Source organism: Bacillus cereus group sp. BfR-BA-01310 (genome assembly GCF_022664325.1).
In the GTDB taxonomy this organism is placed as follows: Bacteria; Bacillota; Bacilli; order Bacillales; family Bacillaceae_G; genus Bacillus_A; species Bacillus_A paramycoides.
The window spans coordinates 16,063-31,852 of the sequence record NZ_JAKUHD010000005.1 but is presented as its reverse complement, the minus strand read 5'-3'; the positions used below and the strand labels follow the sequence as shown (position 1 = coordinate 31,852).

Genomic DNA, 15,790 nt, shown 5'->3' with positions numbered 1-15,790 from the left:
TATTTCTAGCTTCTTCCCCTTATATACTTCATTTTTACAATCTAATACTATCTCAACGAAGTGCTCATTCGATTGAATAAAAATAAACCTGCAATTTACGCAGGCTTACTTCACACACTCTTGGAAATGTTCTTGGAACCACTCTTTATTAATATCTTTTCCGATGAAAACTACTTCACTTACTCGCTCTTCGCCCTCTTGCCACTCTCTATCATACGAAGCAGCAAACAATGTATGTACACCTTGGAAAACAATACGTTTATCTACTCCATCAATTGATAAAATTCCTTTGTAACGATATAAATGCTCTCCTAGTTCTTGAACGACAGCTGACATCCACTCATTAAGTTTTTGTAAATCTAACGGACGTTCTTCACGTAATACAAATGATTTTACGCCTTCTAGATGATTATGTTCTTTATGTGGGTAAATTTGTAACGTATCTCTCGTTTTAAACGTTTGTATTTGTAGTAATGATGGAATATCCACCTCACAGTTAGTCGTCGGAATTAATTTCGCAGTTGGATTTATTCCTTGAAGTTCATGTAGAAGGTCTTCCTTCTCATTTTCTTCAATTAAATCTAATTTATTAACTAAAACTACATCAGCAAATGCAATTTGTTCTTTTGCTTCTAGTCCCTTTTCAAAATGTTTATGTATATGGTAACTATCTACCACTGTTACAACGCCGTTAATTTGGTATGCAGATTGAATAACTGGATCTAAAAAGAACGTTTGAATAATCGGACCCGGATTTGCAAGACCCGTCGTTTCAATTACTAAGCCATCAAAATCCATTTTCCCCTCTGCTTTTACATCCAGTAATTGTTTTAAGGCAACGAGTAAATCTTCACGTACAGTACAGCATAGACAACCGTTTGTCATTTCCATAATTTCTTCTTCAACATTCATAATTAATTGATTATCTATACCAATTTGCCCTATTTCATTTACAATCACTGCTAATTTCTTACCGTGATCCTCTGATAAAATTCGGTTTAATAATGTCGTTTTCCCTGATCCAAGAAAACCCGTTAATATTGTTACTGGAATCATCCCTTACATCTCCTTATTGCTCTATGTTTCTACATTATAGCATATAGAGAAAATCGTTTTTGTAGCAAAACATATTTATTGTATGTACAACCGGGTAACTATATAATAGTATTTAGCAAGAAAGCCTTTTCAAAAATATTATTATTCATCAAGGAGGTACTTATAATGGAACGAGTTCAAATGACCGAAACACTAGAATTTTCTCGTATTATTCAAGGATTTTGGCGTTTAGCAGAATGGAATATGACGAAACAAGAATTACTTTCTTTTATTGAAGCTTGTATGGATATGGGGATTACTACTTTTGATCACGCTGATATTTATGGTGGATATACATGTGAAGGATTGTTTGGAGAAGCGTTACAACTAAAGCCTTCCTTACGCGAAAACATGCAAATCATCACAAAATGTGGAATCGCTCCCCCATCACCGAAATTTCCAGAACGATATGTCGCTCACTACAATACGAGTGCAGAACATATTATAAAAAGCGCGGAGGATTCATTAAAAAACTTACATACAGATTATATTGATGTACTGCTCATTCATCGTCCCGATCCATTCATGGATCCAAATGAAGTGGCAGAAGCGTTCTTACGCTTAAAACAAGAAGGAAAAGTTCGTCACTTCGGTGTTTCTAACTTTTTACCTTCTCAATTTAATATGTTAAGTTCGTATTTAGACTTCCCGCTTATTACAAATCAAATCGAAGTATCTGCGATGCAGCTTGAGCATTTTGAAAAAGGTACTATTGATTTATGCCAAGAAAAACGAATCAATCCAATGATTTGGTCACCTCTTGCTGGTGGTGAAATCTTTACTGGCCAAACTGAACGTGCTGTACGTTTACGTGAAACTTTACAAAAAATCGCTACTGAACTAGGCGTTGATAGCATTGATACTGTTATGTATGCATGGTTACTTGCTCATCCAGCAAAAATGATGCCAATTGTTGGCTCTGGCAAATTAGATCGAGTAAAAACAGCTGCAATGGCAACAAAAGTTAATTTAGATCGCCAACAATGGTTTACAATTTTCGAAAGCTCTAATGGACATCCTGTACCCTAATGCATACAAAAGAAGAGCTGTTACTTTACAGCTCTTCTTTTTCATATGTATTTCTCGTCATAGCGAACACACACATATCCCTTAATCCATTTCCCTCTACCGCAACACTCGCACTTTCTAAAATACCCTCTAATTTAAAGCCTAATTTCTCAGGTATCGCTCTACTCTTCTTATTTAGAGAATCGCATCGAATTTCTACGCGATTTGCTTTCAGTTCAGCAAAAGCGTAATCCGTTATACCTGTTGCAGCCTCTACCATATAGCCCTTTCCACTAAACCTTGAATCAATCCAATACCCGATTTCAAATTGAGGTATATCCCAATTAATACGATGTAATCCGGCAGATGCAATAAATTCACCTGTTTCTTTCGAAAACACTAGTAATCTCAAATCCTCACGCTGCAAAAATTGAATATGCGATTTTCTAATACTCTCTTCTATTTCTTCCTCTGTTTGCTCTTTTTGTGCAAAAACCATCCAAGGCTTTAATTCTTTCATTGAAGCTTGAATCGCTTCATATACAACCTTACCATCACCTGGTTTTGGCATTCGAATAAAAAGCCTTTCAGTATTAAATTCAGTAGGAAAATCGAATAATAACGGATTCAATATAACCACTCCTTATAATTCTTTTATATATAATAATATCCATCTCAAGTTATACAGTAAAGAAATTTCTGAATTTTATACATTTTCCTCATTCACATCAGCCGCCACACGAATTCCAGATTCAATCGCACCTTGAATCCATCCGTGATATAGTGTTGTATGGTCTCCAGCGAAATATATTCTCCCCTCAGGTTTTACAATGGCTGGTTGTAATTCAGATTCTTGACCAGCTTGAAAAAGTGCAAACCCTCCCAGTGCATATGGATCTAATGTCCAACTTTTTGATATTCCAGACATGAACTCATCATATACTTGCTCACCTAATATTGTTGCTAAATTTTGTAGTGTGTAATAGATGCGATCACCTCTTGATAAACCATCCCATAGCAATGCATCGTATGACCACGTATAACTCCCAAGCATTATGGCTGGTCCTTTTGAACCGATGCCGTGACTTGGGTAATAGGCATAACGAATAGGAAGATCTGTTATAATTCTCCCCCCTAATTGCCCTTGGTCCTCCCAAAAACGACTTTTAAACTGAATTCCTATTTTTGTAGCTGGCATATAATGCAATTCACGAATTGCTTTCCATTTCGCATGAGATATAGAATCAAATGGATCTACTTCCACAAATCGCATTGTTGAAAAAGGGATTGTAACAATAACTATATCACCTGTTATGCTACTATATTCAAAAGTTTCCTCATTCCTATAGTAAGCTGTCACACCATTAGCTTGTTGATGTAGTTTCATTAATTTTTGGTTATATATAATATTTTCTTCTAATTGTGGTAAAAATGACTTTGGTAATCTATCGTTCCCATCTATTATTTCGCAAAATCCGCTTTCCTCTTGCATAATGTATAAAAAACGTAATGTCTCAATGAATGACCTTTCCAAAAAACCTTCTAAGTCTAGTAGAACTCCTATCATTTCAATCGTTACCGGTGAAAAATACGTATTATATTGATAAGGATGATACTTTAAAAACTGCCCTGTAGAGTACTTCCCAAAATCCTTTTCTACAACGTCCCAATTTTTCTCTGGGTTTCTTTTAATAAAATTTATAATTGGTTGAACTGCTAACAATAATAATTCCTCAGAAGTTTTCCCTTCTTCATTCATCTCAACAGGATACCTTAAAATACTCGGGTCTTTTTCGTATTGTTTCAATGTCGTTTTCCGGCCATTGACATAAATAATATCTGTTTCATTTCTATTAATAAAAGGGCTCACCTGTAGCCCAAACTTTCTTATATATGCCATCGTTAATGTATGCGAATACGGAATTCTCATCGCCCCAACATCTAAGTATAATCCGGTATCTTCCATTCTGACTGTCTCAATTCGGCCTCCTACACGATTATTCGCTTCAAAAATCTTTACTTGATGACCTGCGTCCTTCAGTAAAGATGCCGAAACTAATCCAGCCATACCGGCCCCAACTATAATAATTTGTTTCGGACGTGTTGTCTTTTGCAATCCCTTCTCTATTATCTTTACATCTGCCTGTGTATCAAACATTATATCTTTTTGCACAATCCCACCCCTTACTTCATAAAATGTGCATTAGTGGTTTAGTGCATTTTATTCATAAACCCCCTTAAACATAACACCATATCAATTTGAAGATTCACTAAAAATACATATGGTGTAGCTCTCCCCCTTCTACGTGCTTCATACAATAAATATATATAGTAACTGTAGGGAAAGGGTGAATACACATGAAACGTACTTACGACTATCACGCAACAAAAAAACATTTAGAATTAAAGAAAGAGCAGCTTTGTAAAAAACTTACTAGCGTTAAACTTACTGAAGAAGAACGCAAGCAAATATATCTAGAAATTGATAACTACGAATATATTTTAAACTTAGTCGAAATGAATCATTATGAACGAGGGTTTTCTCGTTAAAAGCGGATAAAATATTATCCGCTTTTCCTTTTGAGCATTTCATTACGCATTTTTCGTAAGTAAATATATAATAGGATGTACATTAAGATTGAGAGGTATATTCTATGATCAAATTAAGTGTATTAGACCAATCACCTATTTCAGATGGTAGCACAGCGGTTGAAGCTTTTTCACATACAGTTACGCTTGCACAAGAAGTTGAAAAACTCGGATTTACACGTTTTTGGGTATCCGAGCACCATAATTCTGTAAGCTTAGCTGGTTCAAGTCCAGAAATACTCATTTCTCATATTGCAGCGAAAACGAATCGTATTAGAGTTGGTTCTGGCGGTGTTATGTTGCCACATTATAGTTCATATAAAGTCGCCGAGAATTTCCGTGTTTTAGAAGCACTTTATCCAAACCGCATCGACCTTGGTATTGGTAGAGCACCTGGTGGTATGCCGATAGCAACTCGTGCATTACAAGAAGGAAAAATGGTCTCACTTGATCAATACCCGGAACAAATTGCAGATGTTGCAATGTACTTACATGATAAAGTACCTGAAAACCATCACTATGCAAACTTAAAAGCTACTCCTATAATCCAAACATCAGCTGAAATGTGGATGCTCGGTTCTAGTGGAGAGAGTGCTAAAATTGCGGCGCACAATGGAGCTTCTTTTGCATTTGCACAATTTATTAATGGCTTCGGAGGTCCAGAAGTTATGAGGGCTTACCAGGAACAATTCCAGCCTTCATTTTTAGGGGATAAACCAAAATCAATCGTCGCTATTTTTGTAATATGTGCCGAAACAAACGAAGAAGCAGAAAAAATTGCTTCTAGTTTAGATTTATCAATCTTATTACTAGAACAAGGAAAACGGACTACTGGTACTCCGTCTATCGAAACTGCTCAAAATTATTCGTATAGTGCTTATGACCTATTCCGCATTAAAGAAAATCGCCAACGTATGATCGTCGGTGACCCATCATCTGTGAAAGAAAAAATATTAAACTTAAGCAAAGCATACAATACCGAAGAATTTATGATTGTCACAATCACACATCAATTTGAAGACAAATTAAACTCTTATCGCTTATTGGCTGACGCTTTTAATTTATAATTTCAAAAGGGAGATACATCACATATGATGTATCTCCCTTTCTTACTACATATTGTTTTTGCTTCCTATATATTCAATAGCTTCTTTTAATAACTCATCAAAATTATTAGGATAATCATGTTTTAAGTTAGGCACAACTTTATACTTATGTTCTATATCTTTATCCTTTAATAACTGTACAAATTGCTGCGTGACTTCATAACAATCTTCATCTTGATCGCCACATATTATATATCCCTTTATACCTTTATCCTGTAACATCCCCAGCAACTCATTCCATTCTTCAATCTCTGGAAGCCACGGTGCCATAAAAATAAAACCATCCACATTTATATCTTTTTGTAAAATAGTATATAAAGCTATTCTTGCTCCAGCAGAAAAACCACCAATTACTACATTTTGTACTGTATGATTTTCTATAAACTTATCGTAATGCTCTTTTAATTCTTCTTTCCCTCTATCTATATCATCCCAAACAAACCCATCTGAAAACTGAATTTGCGAAGACTGTGGTAAAGCTAACGTATAATCTTGTGTCAAAACTGATTTCCAATATGGTTCTATTATTTGTATATTTTCTTGATCACCATGCATTGTAAGTAGTAGATTTCCCTTTTTCTTGCTGTAAATATATTTCACGTCTGCTCGTACTGTTTTCTTTGCTAATTCTTCTCTTTCTTTACATAATTGAACCATTTTATGAAACTCTTCAAATTTATGTAGTGGTTTTAAATCGTCGTCGGAGATTAAATACTCATTTCCATACCAAAATCCATTGTCCATAATAGCTTCCTTCATTAAATGTAACGCTTCTTCTTCAAGTCCTGCTGCACTTGCAAGCGCATATTTAAAATTATATATTTGTGCCTCATTCCCCACTACACCTTTAGCATGTTCCATTATATAAGTGTACGCTTCAAAACTTCCTTTATTTGCATAACAATCTAACGTTTCATTTAACAACTTAATATACGTCATGTTATTTTTCATATTGTAGTTCCCCCGTAACCTTTTTACTTATTTCTCGAACTATTAAACCATTCTGTGGTCACGGTGTATTCTATAACTTAACAATAGCCGATTCTCAGAATGATATTTACTAACTAATGTATGTATACGCATAATACATCGCTTCTTTCTATCTACTAGTTTTAGTATAAAATTAAATAGACTGAAAAATCAATATTTTAATAACCAAAAAAAAGACAACAATATATTTATTGTTGTTTGCATCACATCTACCTACTATTCTTTTTTTTCTTATCTGGTTTACTTGAAACTAAATAATGTTTTTCTGAAATATATAAGTTTCTTTTTAATATACGATTTAAGTAAGGTCCTAGCTTCATTCCGCATACGAGGCGATCTTCGCTATTTTCAACAATTGGGAACATTTCTTTTTCAGTTACATATTGATCTACTGCCTTTTGTACGACATCAATTTCTTTAACTAGTTTTAAATTTTCTTCTGTATGTTCAAATACTTCAAGCGTTTCCTTCGTAATAAGAAAAAGATTTGTTGGAAATGCAGGTAAATAGGGCTTTAACAAATCATAATTTACAGTGTAATCATCATTTACTAAGACCGTATAAACGATATTAGCATTCGTTTCTAGAAACTTAGCCATCGCTTGCTCTAATTCGTCTTTCGTAATTTCCCTCTCTTCTTTTCCAGTTCTGAAAAAGCGAAACATCGCATCGCCTCCTTTTCACTATATTATAGCATAAAAGAAAACTGAAAAATTATAAAAAACTCTATTGAAAGAATTTTTCAATAGAGTTTTTTAATCCATTTTTTATTTTAAGAATGCACTTAACATCCATACATGTTGTTCTAATGTCGTATGAATTGCTAATAACATATCAGCCGATGTTTCATCACCAGCTTCATCAGCTACTTCCATACCTTCTTTTAACTCTTGAATGAGTGCAGAAAAATCGTTTACTAAAGCTTGTACCATTTCTTCTGCAGACTCCTTGCTTGTTCCTTCGCTCACAGTTGAAGTTGCTAGATACTCTTTCATTGTCGCTAACGGTTTTCCTTCTAACGCTAAAATACGTTCTGCTAACTCATCAATATATGTTCCAGCCTCATTATAAAATTCTTCAAATTTCTCATGTAATGTAAAGAAGTGTGGTCCTGTCACATACCAATGATAATTATGCAATTTCACATATAACACATTCCAGTTTGCTACCTGCTTGTTTAATACTTCAACAACATTTGTTTTCGTACTCATACAATCCACTCCTCTTATCATTTTATAATTATTATCTTTTAATAATTCAATTACATTCTACCATACATTTCCTATTCTCTCGAATGAACAGCTTATATGTAACAAAGTTTTAACATCTTTAATATTTCCCTAATATCATATAATTCATGTATTCTTTCAACTACTTCATATGTCTAATCGTCCAAGCTTACACATATGCATAGTAGTAAGTCAAGCTCATCATAGAAGAAAGAGGGATAACATGGACAATCAACAATGGCAAGTAGCAAAGAAAGTCGCTGCTACTTATATCGGAACTGTCGTTGGAGCTGGATTTGCTACTGGGCGAGAAATTGTTGAATTCTTTACAGTTAACGGATTGTACGGGACAATTGGCATATGTATAAGTGGATTTTTTTTTATTTGGCTCGGCACTAAGATGATGTTACTCTCATCACAAATCGGGGCATTTTCAGCTCAAGAATTCAACAAATACTTATTTGGGGATGTATTTGGAAATGTCGTAAACACATTATTATTACTCGTATTATTTGGTGTAACGAGCGTTATGTTATCAGGAGCCGGAGCAGTATTTGAAGAACAACTCCGCCTTCCAAGACAACTTGGCATTTTCATCACAGTCATCGCCTGTCTCATTATTGGGAGCCGAGGATTACAAGGTGTTTTTGAAGTAAATACGCTCGTTGTACCTATTATGATGATCTTTATTATCGGACTCGCCATTACAACTTTTATTCATGATTCAACTCCTATTAGTAACACCGTTCCTACAGAAAGTTGGAATATGAAATGGATTACTAGCCCAATTACATATGTCGCATTAAATCTTTCTCTCGCCCAAAGTGTTCTCGTTCCATTGGCCAGTGAAGTAAAAGATCGAAAAGCTATTTTATGGGGTGGTATTTTAGGAGGCGCAGGGCTTTGCTTTATTTTATTATGTAGCCACTTAGCAATATTATCAGTTGAACAATTTTATCAATACAACATCCCAATGGCTGAAGTTGTAAGAAGGTTTAATGCAACTTTCCACTTTTTCTTTGTTCTTATCATTTTTGGTGAAGTGTTCACAACATTAGTTGGGAATATATTCGGAATGACAAAACAAATGCAATCCATTACCGGATGGAAAAGTAACCATATTATTTACTTCATATTACTAATTAGTTATTGCTTTAGTTACATCGGTTATAGTGAGCTTCTTCATATTTTATATCCTATTATCGGTTGGGTGAGCATCATTCTACTACCGATTATTGCTTGTAAACAACTTCAAAAAACATGAAAAAGCATCCGTGTATACGGATGCTTTTTCATGTTCATTCACAGTCTTCACATACTTCCCAGTATGGCCCCATCTCCACTGCAAGGTATGGCTTTAATTGCAATCGAATCATTCGACTTGGCATGCGTTCTAAAACGAATTGAATGCCATCTTCCTCTTCGTCTAACTCAACTTTCGAAATAGCAATTCTTTGCATAGTAGTAATGGGGCTTCCATCTTTATATAAAGTGATTTTCACCTCATCATATTCATTAAAATACAATTCAACACTCATTTGTTTTTTTAACATTTCATCAACAATTTCATATTTATCATTTTGTTCCTGGATTATATATTTCCAGCCGTCTCTTCCCGCTTCTAGTGGAGCAACTTGAAATAATGTCACCAAATCCTCGTATAGCATAAGATAACCCCTCTCTTACTAAAAAACGATGAGTATTTTATATACCCTTTATCTCTATCACTATCCATGTTTATTGTACCATATATCAAGAATCTTACCCCATTCATTTGCTTCATAAACACATATAAAACATATAGTATTCTTATTTCATTCTCTGCTCACTAGTATAGCTTTTTGTTGACAACTAATCTCCTACTGTTTTATTAGCCCACACCAATCAGGCTTTTACGGGCAGCCCGAAAATAGCGGGATAAATATTTTGGATTTTATATAAAAAAGAAGAGTGACTTGTATCACTCTTCCCTCAAAAAAATTTCCCCGTCGCTACTAATGCTAAAACTATAATTAAGCTTGCAAATAATAGCGATACAATTAAACTAAAAATCGGTAATACTTTCTTTTCATTCTTCCTAGATAATAACCTTAAACTAAGAATGATGTTTAATGGTACAAATATAAAATAAAAGTATTTAACGATTTGTAATGAGCTATTTGAAAGTGTTTTAAATACAAACACTTCAATTAAAAAAACAACAAAGAATAAAATACTTAACCAAAATGAGACATAACTAAGCCATGAATGTCTTTTCGTCCCCCAATACACTCCCATAATGATCTCCTTTAAACGTAGTCTATATTATATTAATTATACACCCACTAAACAAATTCCTCTATTTTTCGACAAACATTAAATAAAGTGAACCTCTAATCATTTATATCCCCCTGTTTCCCTTTACCTATTAGCTAAAAAGGCTGTCTCTAATAGCACAAATGCTATTTTGAGACAGCCTCCTCTTTTACACTTTAAACCTTTCAATTAACACTTGTAACTCTTCAGCCATTTGAGATAATGTACCAGCTGCAGAACCAATTTCCTCCATGGAAGCCAGTTGCTCCTCAGCTGACGCAGCAACACTTTGTGTACTCGTCGAGTTATTTTGTGCTGTCATTGCAATTTGACCAACTGAAATAGATACTTCATTTGCACCTTTTGACATTCCATTAGCCGTTTCAACCATCGTTTTTATTTGATCAGCAATTTCATTTGTAGATTGTAAAATCTCAGCGAAATTTTGTTTCGTTTCATTTGCGATAACAAGTCCAGATTGAACTTCTTCATTTACATTATTCATAGATTTTACTGTCTTACTCATATCATCTTGTATTTCACAAATTAATTTACTAATTTCACTTGATGATACGCTAGATTGTTCTGCTAACTTTCGTACTTCATCAGCAACAATTGCAAAGCCTCTTCCATGCTCACCAGCTCTTGCAGCCTCAATTGCTGCATTTAAAGCTAGAAGATTGGTTTGATCTGCAATATTTTGAATTACTTCTAAAATATCACCAATTTGCTTTGATTTGTTATTCAACAACTGAATAACAGCATCTGATTGTGAAACAGATTCCGCAATAGACTGCATTTGATTTACTGTTTTTCCGACTAGTTTTCCGCCATCTTCTGCTTTTTCACGAGTATGAGCAGAAGCAGCATTAATAGATAATGAACTATTTGCTACATGCTGAATCCCTTCTGTTACATCAAACAGTAACATGGCACCATTTTCAACACTTGATGTTTGCGTCGTTGCCCCACTTGATATTTCATCCATTGCCATTGTAATTTGTTCAGTCGCTTCACTTGCTTGTCTGACGCTTGCTGTTAACTCTTCAGATGCAGCAGCAACATGCCCTGCTGAAGTATTAATCCTTCCAATTAATGTACGTAATGAATGGGTCATCTCATTAAACCCTTTAGCAAGTTGACCAATTTCATCATTTGAATGTATTTGAATCGTTTGAGTTAAGTCCCCTTCACTTATTTCTTTAGAAGTGACAACTAATTTCTTTAACGGTTTCGTAATTGAAAGTGTCACGAAATAAATAAGCGCTCCTCCTACAACTAATGAAATCAGCATAACAATTAACATATTATAAAAAACAGGTTGAGCAGCTTCAACTACTTCATTTGAGTACATCGTCCCACCGATTTTCCAACCTGTTTTTAAATTTGTAGCGAATACCATTTTCTTCTCACTACCACCATAAGAGTATGAAAAAGTCCCATGATTATCTTCATAAATTTTCTTAGCCCAAGCATCATCTGCTTTGTCACCCGATTTCTCTTGAGGGTGGGCAATTACTTTATGCTTCCCATCTAAAATGAAAGCATAGCCTTTTTTACCAATATTGATTAACTTTGTTGTTTTTAATAAATTATCTAAGCTTAAATCTACTGCAACAACACCATTTTTATCTTCTGTTTGTTTTGCAATTGTTACGACAATATGTCCATTTCCTTGTGCCTTATATGGTTCAGTGACAACAATTCCACCTTGCTTATTCACTGCATCTTTATACCAAGAACGTGTCGTTGGATCGTAATCTGCTGCCATTTGTATATTTGGTTCTTGCATAAATTTCTTATCATTTCCTGCAACATATACTTGTTCAACATCTTTATTTAAGTTGATATATTGAGATAACATTTTCCTTAATTCATCTTGATTATCGCCTTGATACATATCACTATGAATCAATCGTGCAAAATTATTTACATCGTTGAATTTCGCTTCAATCATTTGATTAATTAAATTATCCAATATTTTTATATTATCCTGAGCGCTACTCATAATTTGTGACTCAAAATTCTTTTTAGCTGTTTGATAAGACATGCCCCCAATAACAGAGACAGCCGCAATTAAAATAACAAAAAATGAAGTTAATAACTTCTTTGCTACTTTCATATCTCGAAACCAACTTAATAGTTTACTCATTATAAACCTCCTGCATTTCAATATTAAGTTTTAAAGATAATATAGAGTTAGTTATGAATATATTCCATTCCCTAGTTCTATTTTTACAATTTTGTTTGATGAACACTTTGTAAAGTTTAAACAAATAAATTCTTTTTGTCTATATATATGAATAATATTATTATAAAATTTACAAATATAAAAAACCAAAGGAATATACCCTTTGGTTTTTTACATTTTTTTATGTTGTTTAGAAATCTTTTTCCATCTATCTCGTTCTGCTCTTGCTAGAGTAATGTTTTGTTTTCTCATAACATATGCCAGTTCTCTTTGCAGCTTTTTATAGCTTAGCAAGCGCTCTACCGCTATAAGTCCATTATCTATAGCACTGCGTACTCCACATCCTGGTTCACCTTCATGTTTACAATCTCGAAAGCGGCATGTTTTTGCAAGATCTTCAATATCAGAAAATGTGGTTTGAATTGCCGCACTTCCTTCCCAAAGTTGAAGTTCCCTCATACCAGGAGTATCAATTACTAAACCGCCACTCGGTAGTTGGAACAACTCACGATGAGTTGTCGTATGTCTCCCTTTACTATCTTCTTCACGTATATCTCCGGTCTTAGCTACATCTGTTCCTATTAATGCATTTAACAAAGTGGATTTCCCTACCCCTGAAGATCCAACTAAAGCAATTGTTTTACCTGGAGCTACAAATTGTTGTAATGATTCGATTCCAACGTACGCTAAGCTATCAACAACGAAGATTGGAACACCGATTGCTACTGCTTCAGTTTCTGTAATTTTCTGTTCCACATCTTCACATAAGCTGCTCTTCGTTAAAACAATAACAGGCATTGCACCACTTTCATAAGCCAATAGCAAATAACGTTCCATCCTTCTTACGTTGAAATCATGGTTAAGAGCATTTACTAAAAATAGATAATCCACATTCGTAGCTATAATTTGTTCCTCAGTTCGGTAGCCAGCCTCTTGTCTAGAAAAAGAGCTTCTCCTTGGAAAAACGCGATGAATAATCGCCTTTCTCTCTCCTTCTATTTTCTTTATATACACCCAATCACCAACTGCCGGATAATCGCCCTTCGTTAACGCTTCATGACGAAATTTTCCAGACAGTTCCGCTACATATTCACCATCATTACAAATAATCCGATATATATGCTTATGCTCAAGTAAAATACGCCCTACTTCATAGTTCTCCACAGCTTGTTCTTCAAAAAAAGAATCCCAGCCGAACGATTCTAAAATATTTTGATTCAAATTGATATCCTCCCTAGTTTAAGCTAAGTGGAAGGATAGTGCGCTCACTTATATAGTATCGCCCTTTCCATCCACCTTTGTATTTGGTTTATTATTCATATAAGTTAATTTTGCCATAATACATCACCCCGTTCTCATTTTAATTACTCTCATTATATGGAATATCTCTTTAAAAAGCTACCTTATTTAACGTAATTTTCAAATAACTTATTTTTTAGCATTCTAATTTGTCCACGATGACTAATTTCATCTTCTAGCACGTGAAACCAAAGGTAGTGCTGATTATACGCTACACCATTAGGCCACTTTCTTTCTGAAATTAGCCATTCATCATCCTGTTGTCTCAAACACTCTAATGTTTCCTCTCGGACTTTCTGTAAAAGTTGTACATAATACTGTATTTCATAACCACGAATAGTTCTCCCCGCTTCCCCTAAATACAGTGCATCTTCCCATATTTCTAATTCTTCTTTTGTAAAATCACGATTTTGAAAAGAAATAAGCTGATGGACTTTTTCTATAGCCGCTATATGCTTTAGTAAAGCACCAATTGAATTCTCACCACTTGGCATTATTAAATCCAATCGCTCCACTGCTAAATCATTTATTTCCTGTAATGTTACTGCCCGCGTGTGCTCCATCATACTTACTAGTTCCCCTATATTTTTTGTATAACCATCTACACCTCTTATTCGATAATCTATATTCATATCACGCACCCCTTTCTGCATTCATATTATTGTAAAAGTTGTTCATATAATAGACTGAAATATATCGAAATTTTCTGTTATAATTAAATTGAATAAGGAATATACCCAAACAAACTTTCTCAATATGCTTATATGAAATATTAAAAGGAATCAATATGAAAAAATCGAATCTTATTCACTAAAAGGAGTGGATTCGATGGAAATGTATCAATGGCTAACTGCTGTTCTAGTTGGTGGCATTACTGGCTTCGTTTCCCATCTGATCAATAACCAAGGCAAGTTATTGCTTCCACGCCGTTTAAAAACGTTTTTCCACTTTGGGTTTTTAACCGATATATTGACCGGTTGCCTAGCTGCACTTCTTGGACTCGTTTTATTCGATGTCACCACAATAAAAGAAATTATAAAAGTATCTATTGTAACTGCCATTTCAGGTCAAACATTTTTACTTCATCAAGCTTTAGGTGGTGAACAGGCTAAAAACACGCAAATTGGGAAAGCTGATGAGAAAATTCAAGAAATTGACAAACTATTACGACGTTAATCTATACTTTCTTTAAAAATTATTGTTATAATAAAAAATAAATATTTTCTATTGCGTCGTTTGTCAGAAGAAAGGGTGTTTCGTATGACAAAAAAGAAAATAGAAGATTTCTTAACAAACACCGAAAAAGAGGAACTGCTAGAAAACTATAAATGTTTACGAGAAGCCCGCACAAAAAGCGAAGCTAACTATTTTGGTGAAGCAGTAGACCATCTATTAAATAAAGTAAAAAAGCGAATTATTGAAGAAGCAGGAATACATGATGAAAATGCAGCAACTATTCAATCTAAACGAAAAGCACTGTTTTAGTACATAACTAAAACAGTGCTTTTTCTTTATAACGCTTCTATGATGCAATTCCCTTCTCATTTTTTACAGAAAGTTTTTCACTTTTCCTAAACAAAAGTAAAGAGATTATATATAATAGTGCCGTAAAACATCCTATAAACATAAAATTATGGGAAACAGTAAATAATCCACCAGCTACTACCGCTCCAATCATTTGTCCAATATACATAGAGGCATTGGCAAGTGCTGCACCTGTTCCCCTTGCTGTACTCGACAAGTTTTGTAAACGTCCCATCATTAATACAAATAATATACCTGCTACAAAAAATAAAATGAAAAAGAATAATTCAACAAAAATTATGTTATTTAAGTATGGCAGTAATACATATAGAAGTGCTGTAAATACAATTCCACCATAGAAAGACATGCTAAAGCCGATTTTATTCAAGATTCTAGGCCCCAAAATATTACCTGTTAAATTCCCTAATCCTACTACTCTTTTCATTTATGCCATCTCCTTATAT

General features: G+C 34.2%; 17 protein-coding genes and 1 pseudogene. 6 read left to right on the top strand and 12 right to left on the bottom strand.

The annotated features are described in order from the left end of the window. Positions 1–105: 105 nt before the first annotated feature. A complete protein-coding gene (locus MR109_RS12620) occupies positions 106–1,056 on the bottom strand; it encodes a CobW family GTP-binding protein (RefSeq protein ID WP_048372652.1) in 951 nt (316 codons plus the stop codon). A 165-nt stretch (positions 1,057–1,221) separates the two neighbouring features. Between MR109_RS12620 and MR109_RS12615 the strand changes: the two genes are divergently transcribed. Beyond that, complete coding sequence (locus MR109_RS12615; protein WP_048372655.1) at positions 1,222–2,124, top strand: aldo/keto reductase; 903 nt, start codon at positions 1,222–1,224, stop codon at positions 2,122–2,124. Between the two features lie 25 nt (positions 2,125–2,149). Here the strand turns inward: MR109_RS12615 and MR109_RS12610 are convergent, their stop codons facing one another. Then, positions 2,150–2,734: a GNAT family N-acetyltransferase gene (locus MR109_RS12610; RefSeq protein ID WP_071720354.1), complete on the bottom strand. Its 585-nt coding sequence runs from the start codon at positions 2,732–2,734 to the stop codon at positions 2,150–2,152. A gap of 75 nt (positions 2,735–2,809) precedes the next feature. Beyond that, positions 2,810–4,276 carry a flavin monoamine oxidase family protein gene (locus MR109_RS12605; RefSeq protein ID WP_242272274.1) on the bottom strand — a complete coding sequence of 489 codons (1,467 nt, stop codon included), beginning with the start codon at positions 4,274–4,276 and terminating at the stop codon, positions 2,810–2,812. Between the two features lie 185 nt (positions 4,277–4,461). On the opposite strand from MR109_RS12605, the gene MR109_RS12600 reads away from it, so the two are divergent. Together MR109_RS12600 and MR109_RS12595 are read left to right on the top strand one after the other, a co-directional pair. Next, a complete protein-coding gene (locus MR109_RS12600; RefSeq protein ID WP_002148588.1) occupies positions 4,462–4,653 on the top strand; it encodes a DUF3896 family protein in 192 nt (63 codons plus the stop codon). A 104-nt stretch (positions 4,654–4,757) separates the two neighbouring features. Beyond that, positions 4,758–5,759: an LLM class flavin-dependent oxidoreductase gene (locus MR109_RS12595; RefSeq protein WP_098307210.1), complete on the top strand. Its 1,002-nt coding sequence runs from the start codon at positions 4,758–4,760 to the stop codon at positions 5,757–5,759. A gap of 45 nt (positions 5,760–5,804) precedes the next feature. Here the strand turns inward: MR109_RS12595 and MR109_RS12590 are convergent, their stop codons facing one another. The 3 genes from MR109_RS12590 to MR109_RS12580 form a co-directional block, all read right to left on the bottom strand. Continuing rightward, on the bottom strand, positions 5,805–6,749 hold the full coding sequence (locus MR109_RS12590) for an alpha/beta hydrolase (RefSeq protein WP_242272273.1): 945 nt from the start codon (positions 6,747–6,749) through the stop codon (positions 5,805–5,807). Between the two features lie 248 nt (positions 6,750–6,997). Next, complete coding sequence (locus MR109_RS12585; protein WP_048372666.1) at positions 6,998–7,453, bottom strand: DUF3939 domain-containing protein; 456 nt, start codon at positions 7,451–7,453, stop codon at positions 6,998–7,000. A gap of 102 nt (positions 7,454–7,555) precedes the next feature. Then, on the bottom strand, positions 7,556–7,999 hold the full coding sequence (locus tag MR109_RS12580; RefSeq protein ID WP_002171502.1) for a Dps family protein: 444 nt from the start codon (positions 7,997–7,999) through the stop codon (positions 7,556–7,558). A gap of 241 nt (positions 8,000–8,240) precedes the next feature. Here MR109_RS12580 and MR109_RS12575 point away from each other — a divergent pair, with 241 nt between their 5' ends. Then, entirely contained in the window at positions 8,241–9,281 is a 1,041-nt protein-coding gene (locus MR109_RS12575; RefSeq protein ID WP_071720364.1) for a YkvI family membrane protein, read from the top strand. Between the two features lie 34 nt (positions 9,282–9,315). On the opposite strand, the gene MR109_RS12570 is transcribed toward MR109_RS12575, so the two are convergent. From MR109_RS12570 to MR109_RS12550, 5 genes are all read right to left on the bottom strand, one after another. Then, entirely contained in the window at positions 9,316–9,684 is a 369-nt protein-coding gene (locus MR109_RS12570) for a DUF3979 family protein (RefSeq protein ID WP_002171500.1), read from the bottom strand. A 304-nt stretch (positions 9,685–9,988) separates the two neighbouring features. After that, a complete protein-coding gene (locus MR109_RS12565; protein ID WP_098475216.1) occupies positions 9,989–10,294 on the bottom strand; it encodes a hypothetical protein in 306 nt (101 codons plus the stop codon). Between the two features lie 187 nt (positions 10,295–10,481). Beyond that, a complete protein-coding gene (locus tag MR109_RS12560; protein ID WP_242272272.1) occupies positions 10,482–12,464 on the bottom strand; it encodes a HAMP domain-containing methyl-accepting chemotaxis protein in 1,983 nt (660 codons plus the stop codon). Between the two features lie 210 nt (positions 12,465–12,674). Further along, positions 12,675–13,724: a ribosome small subunit-dependent GTPase A gene (gene rsgA / locus MR109_RS12555; protein ID WP_025149963.1), complete on the bottom strand. Its 1,050-nt coding sequence runs from the start codon at positions 13,722–13,724 to the stop codon at positions 12,675–12,677. Positions 13,725–13,906: 182 nt separating this feature from the next. Then, positions 13,907–14,434: a DinB family protein gene (locus tag MR109_RS12550; RefSeq protein ID WP_242272271.1), complete on the bottom strand. Its 528-nt coding sequence runs from the start codon at positions 14,432–14,434 to the stop codon at positions 13,907–13,909. Between the two features lie 196 nt (positions 14,435–14,630). On the opposite strand from MR109_RS12550, the gene MR109_RS12545 reads away from it, so the two are divergent. Both MR109_RS12545 and MR109_RS12540 read left to right on the top strand, forming a co-directional pair. Beyond that, positions 14,631–14,978: a DUF4257 domain-containing protein gene (locus MR109_RS12545; protein WP_070141977.1), complete on the top strand. Its 348-nt coding sequence runs from the start codon at positions 14,631–14,633 to the stop codon at positions 14,976–14,978. 84 nt (positions 14,979–15,062) lie between these two features. Further along, complete coding sequence (locus MR109_RS12540; RefSeq protein ID WP_142343174.1) at positions 15,063–15,287, top strand: hypothetical protein; 225 nt, start codon at positions 15,063–15,065, stop codon at positions 15,285–15,287. Positions 15,288–15,324: 37 nt separating this feature from the next. Here the strand turns inward: MR109_RS12540 and MR109_RS12535 are convergent. Beyond that, positions 15,325–15,762: pseudogene (locus MR109_RS12535) on the bottom strand (MFS transporter); the annotation flags it as partial. Positions 15,763–15,790: the final 28 nt, after the last annotated feature.

What these genes read in the sequence shown, in the direction of transcription:
- MR109_RS12620 (WP_048372652.1), bottom strand. Translation starts at nt 1,056, where the DNA reads ATGATTCCAGTAACAATATTAACGGGTTTTCTTGGATCAGGGAAAACG.
- MR109_RS12615 (WP_048372655.1), top strand. Translation starts at nt 1,222, where the DNA reads ATGGAACGAGTTCAAATGACCGAAACACTAGAATTTTCTCGTATTATT.
- MR109_RS12600 (WP_002148588.1), top strand. Translation starts at nt 4,462, where the DNA reads ATGAAACGTACTTACGACTATCACGCAACAAAAAAACATTTAGAATTA.
- MR109_RS12595 (WP_098307210.1), top strand. Translation starts at nt 4,758, where the DNA reads ATGATCAAATTAAGTGTATTAGACCAATCACCTATTTCAGATGGTAGC.
- MR109_RS12590 (WP_242272273.1), bottom strand. Translation starts at nt 6,749, where the DNA reads ATGAAAAATAACATGACGTATATTAAGTTGTTAAATGAAACGTTAGAT.
- MR109_RS12585 (WP_048372666.1), bottom strand. Translation starts at nt 7,453, where the DNA reads ATGTTTCGCTTTTTCAGAACTGGAAAAGAAGAGAGGGAAATTACGAAA.
- MR109_RS12580 (WP_002171502.1), bottom strand. Translation starts at nt 7,999, where the DNA reads ATGAGTACGAAAACAAATGTTGTTGAAGTATTAAACAAGCAGGTAGCA.
- MR109_RS12575 (WP_071720364.1), top strand. Translation starts at nt 8,241, where the DNA reads ATGGACAATCAACAATGGCAAGTAGCAAAGAAAGTCGCTGCTACTTAT.
- MR109_RS12570 (WP_002171500.1), bottom strand. Translation starts at nt 9,684, where the DNA reads ATGCTATACGAGGATTTGGTGACATTATTTCAAGTTGCTCCACTAGAA.
- MR109_RS12565 (WP_098475216.1), bottom strand. Translation starts at nt 10,294, where the DNA reads ATGGGAGTGTATTGGGGGACGAAAAGACATTCATGGCTTAGTTATGTC.
- MR109_RS12560 (WP_242272272.1), bottom strand. Translation starts at nt 12,464, where the DNA reads ATGAGTAAACTATTAAGTTGGTTTCGAGATATGAAAGTAGCAAAGAAG.
- MR109_RS12550 (WP_242272271.1), bottom strand. Translation starts at nt 14,434, where the DNA reads ATGAATATAGATTATCGAATAAGAGGTGTAGATGGTTATACAAAAAAT.
- MR109_RS12545 (WP_070141977.1), top strand. Translation starts at nt 14,631, where the DNA reads ATGGAAATGTATCAATGGCTAACTGCTGTTCTAGTTGGTGGCATTACT.
- MR109_RS12540 (WP_142343174.1), top strand. Translation starts at nt 15,063, where the DNA reads ATGACAAAAAAGAAAATAGAAGATTTCTTAACAAACACCGAAAAAGAG.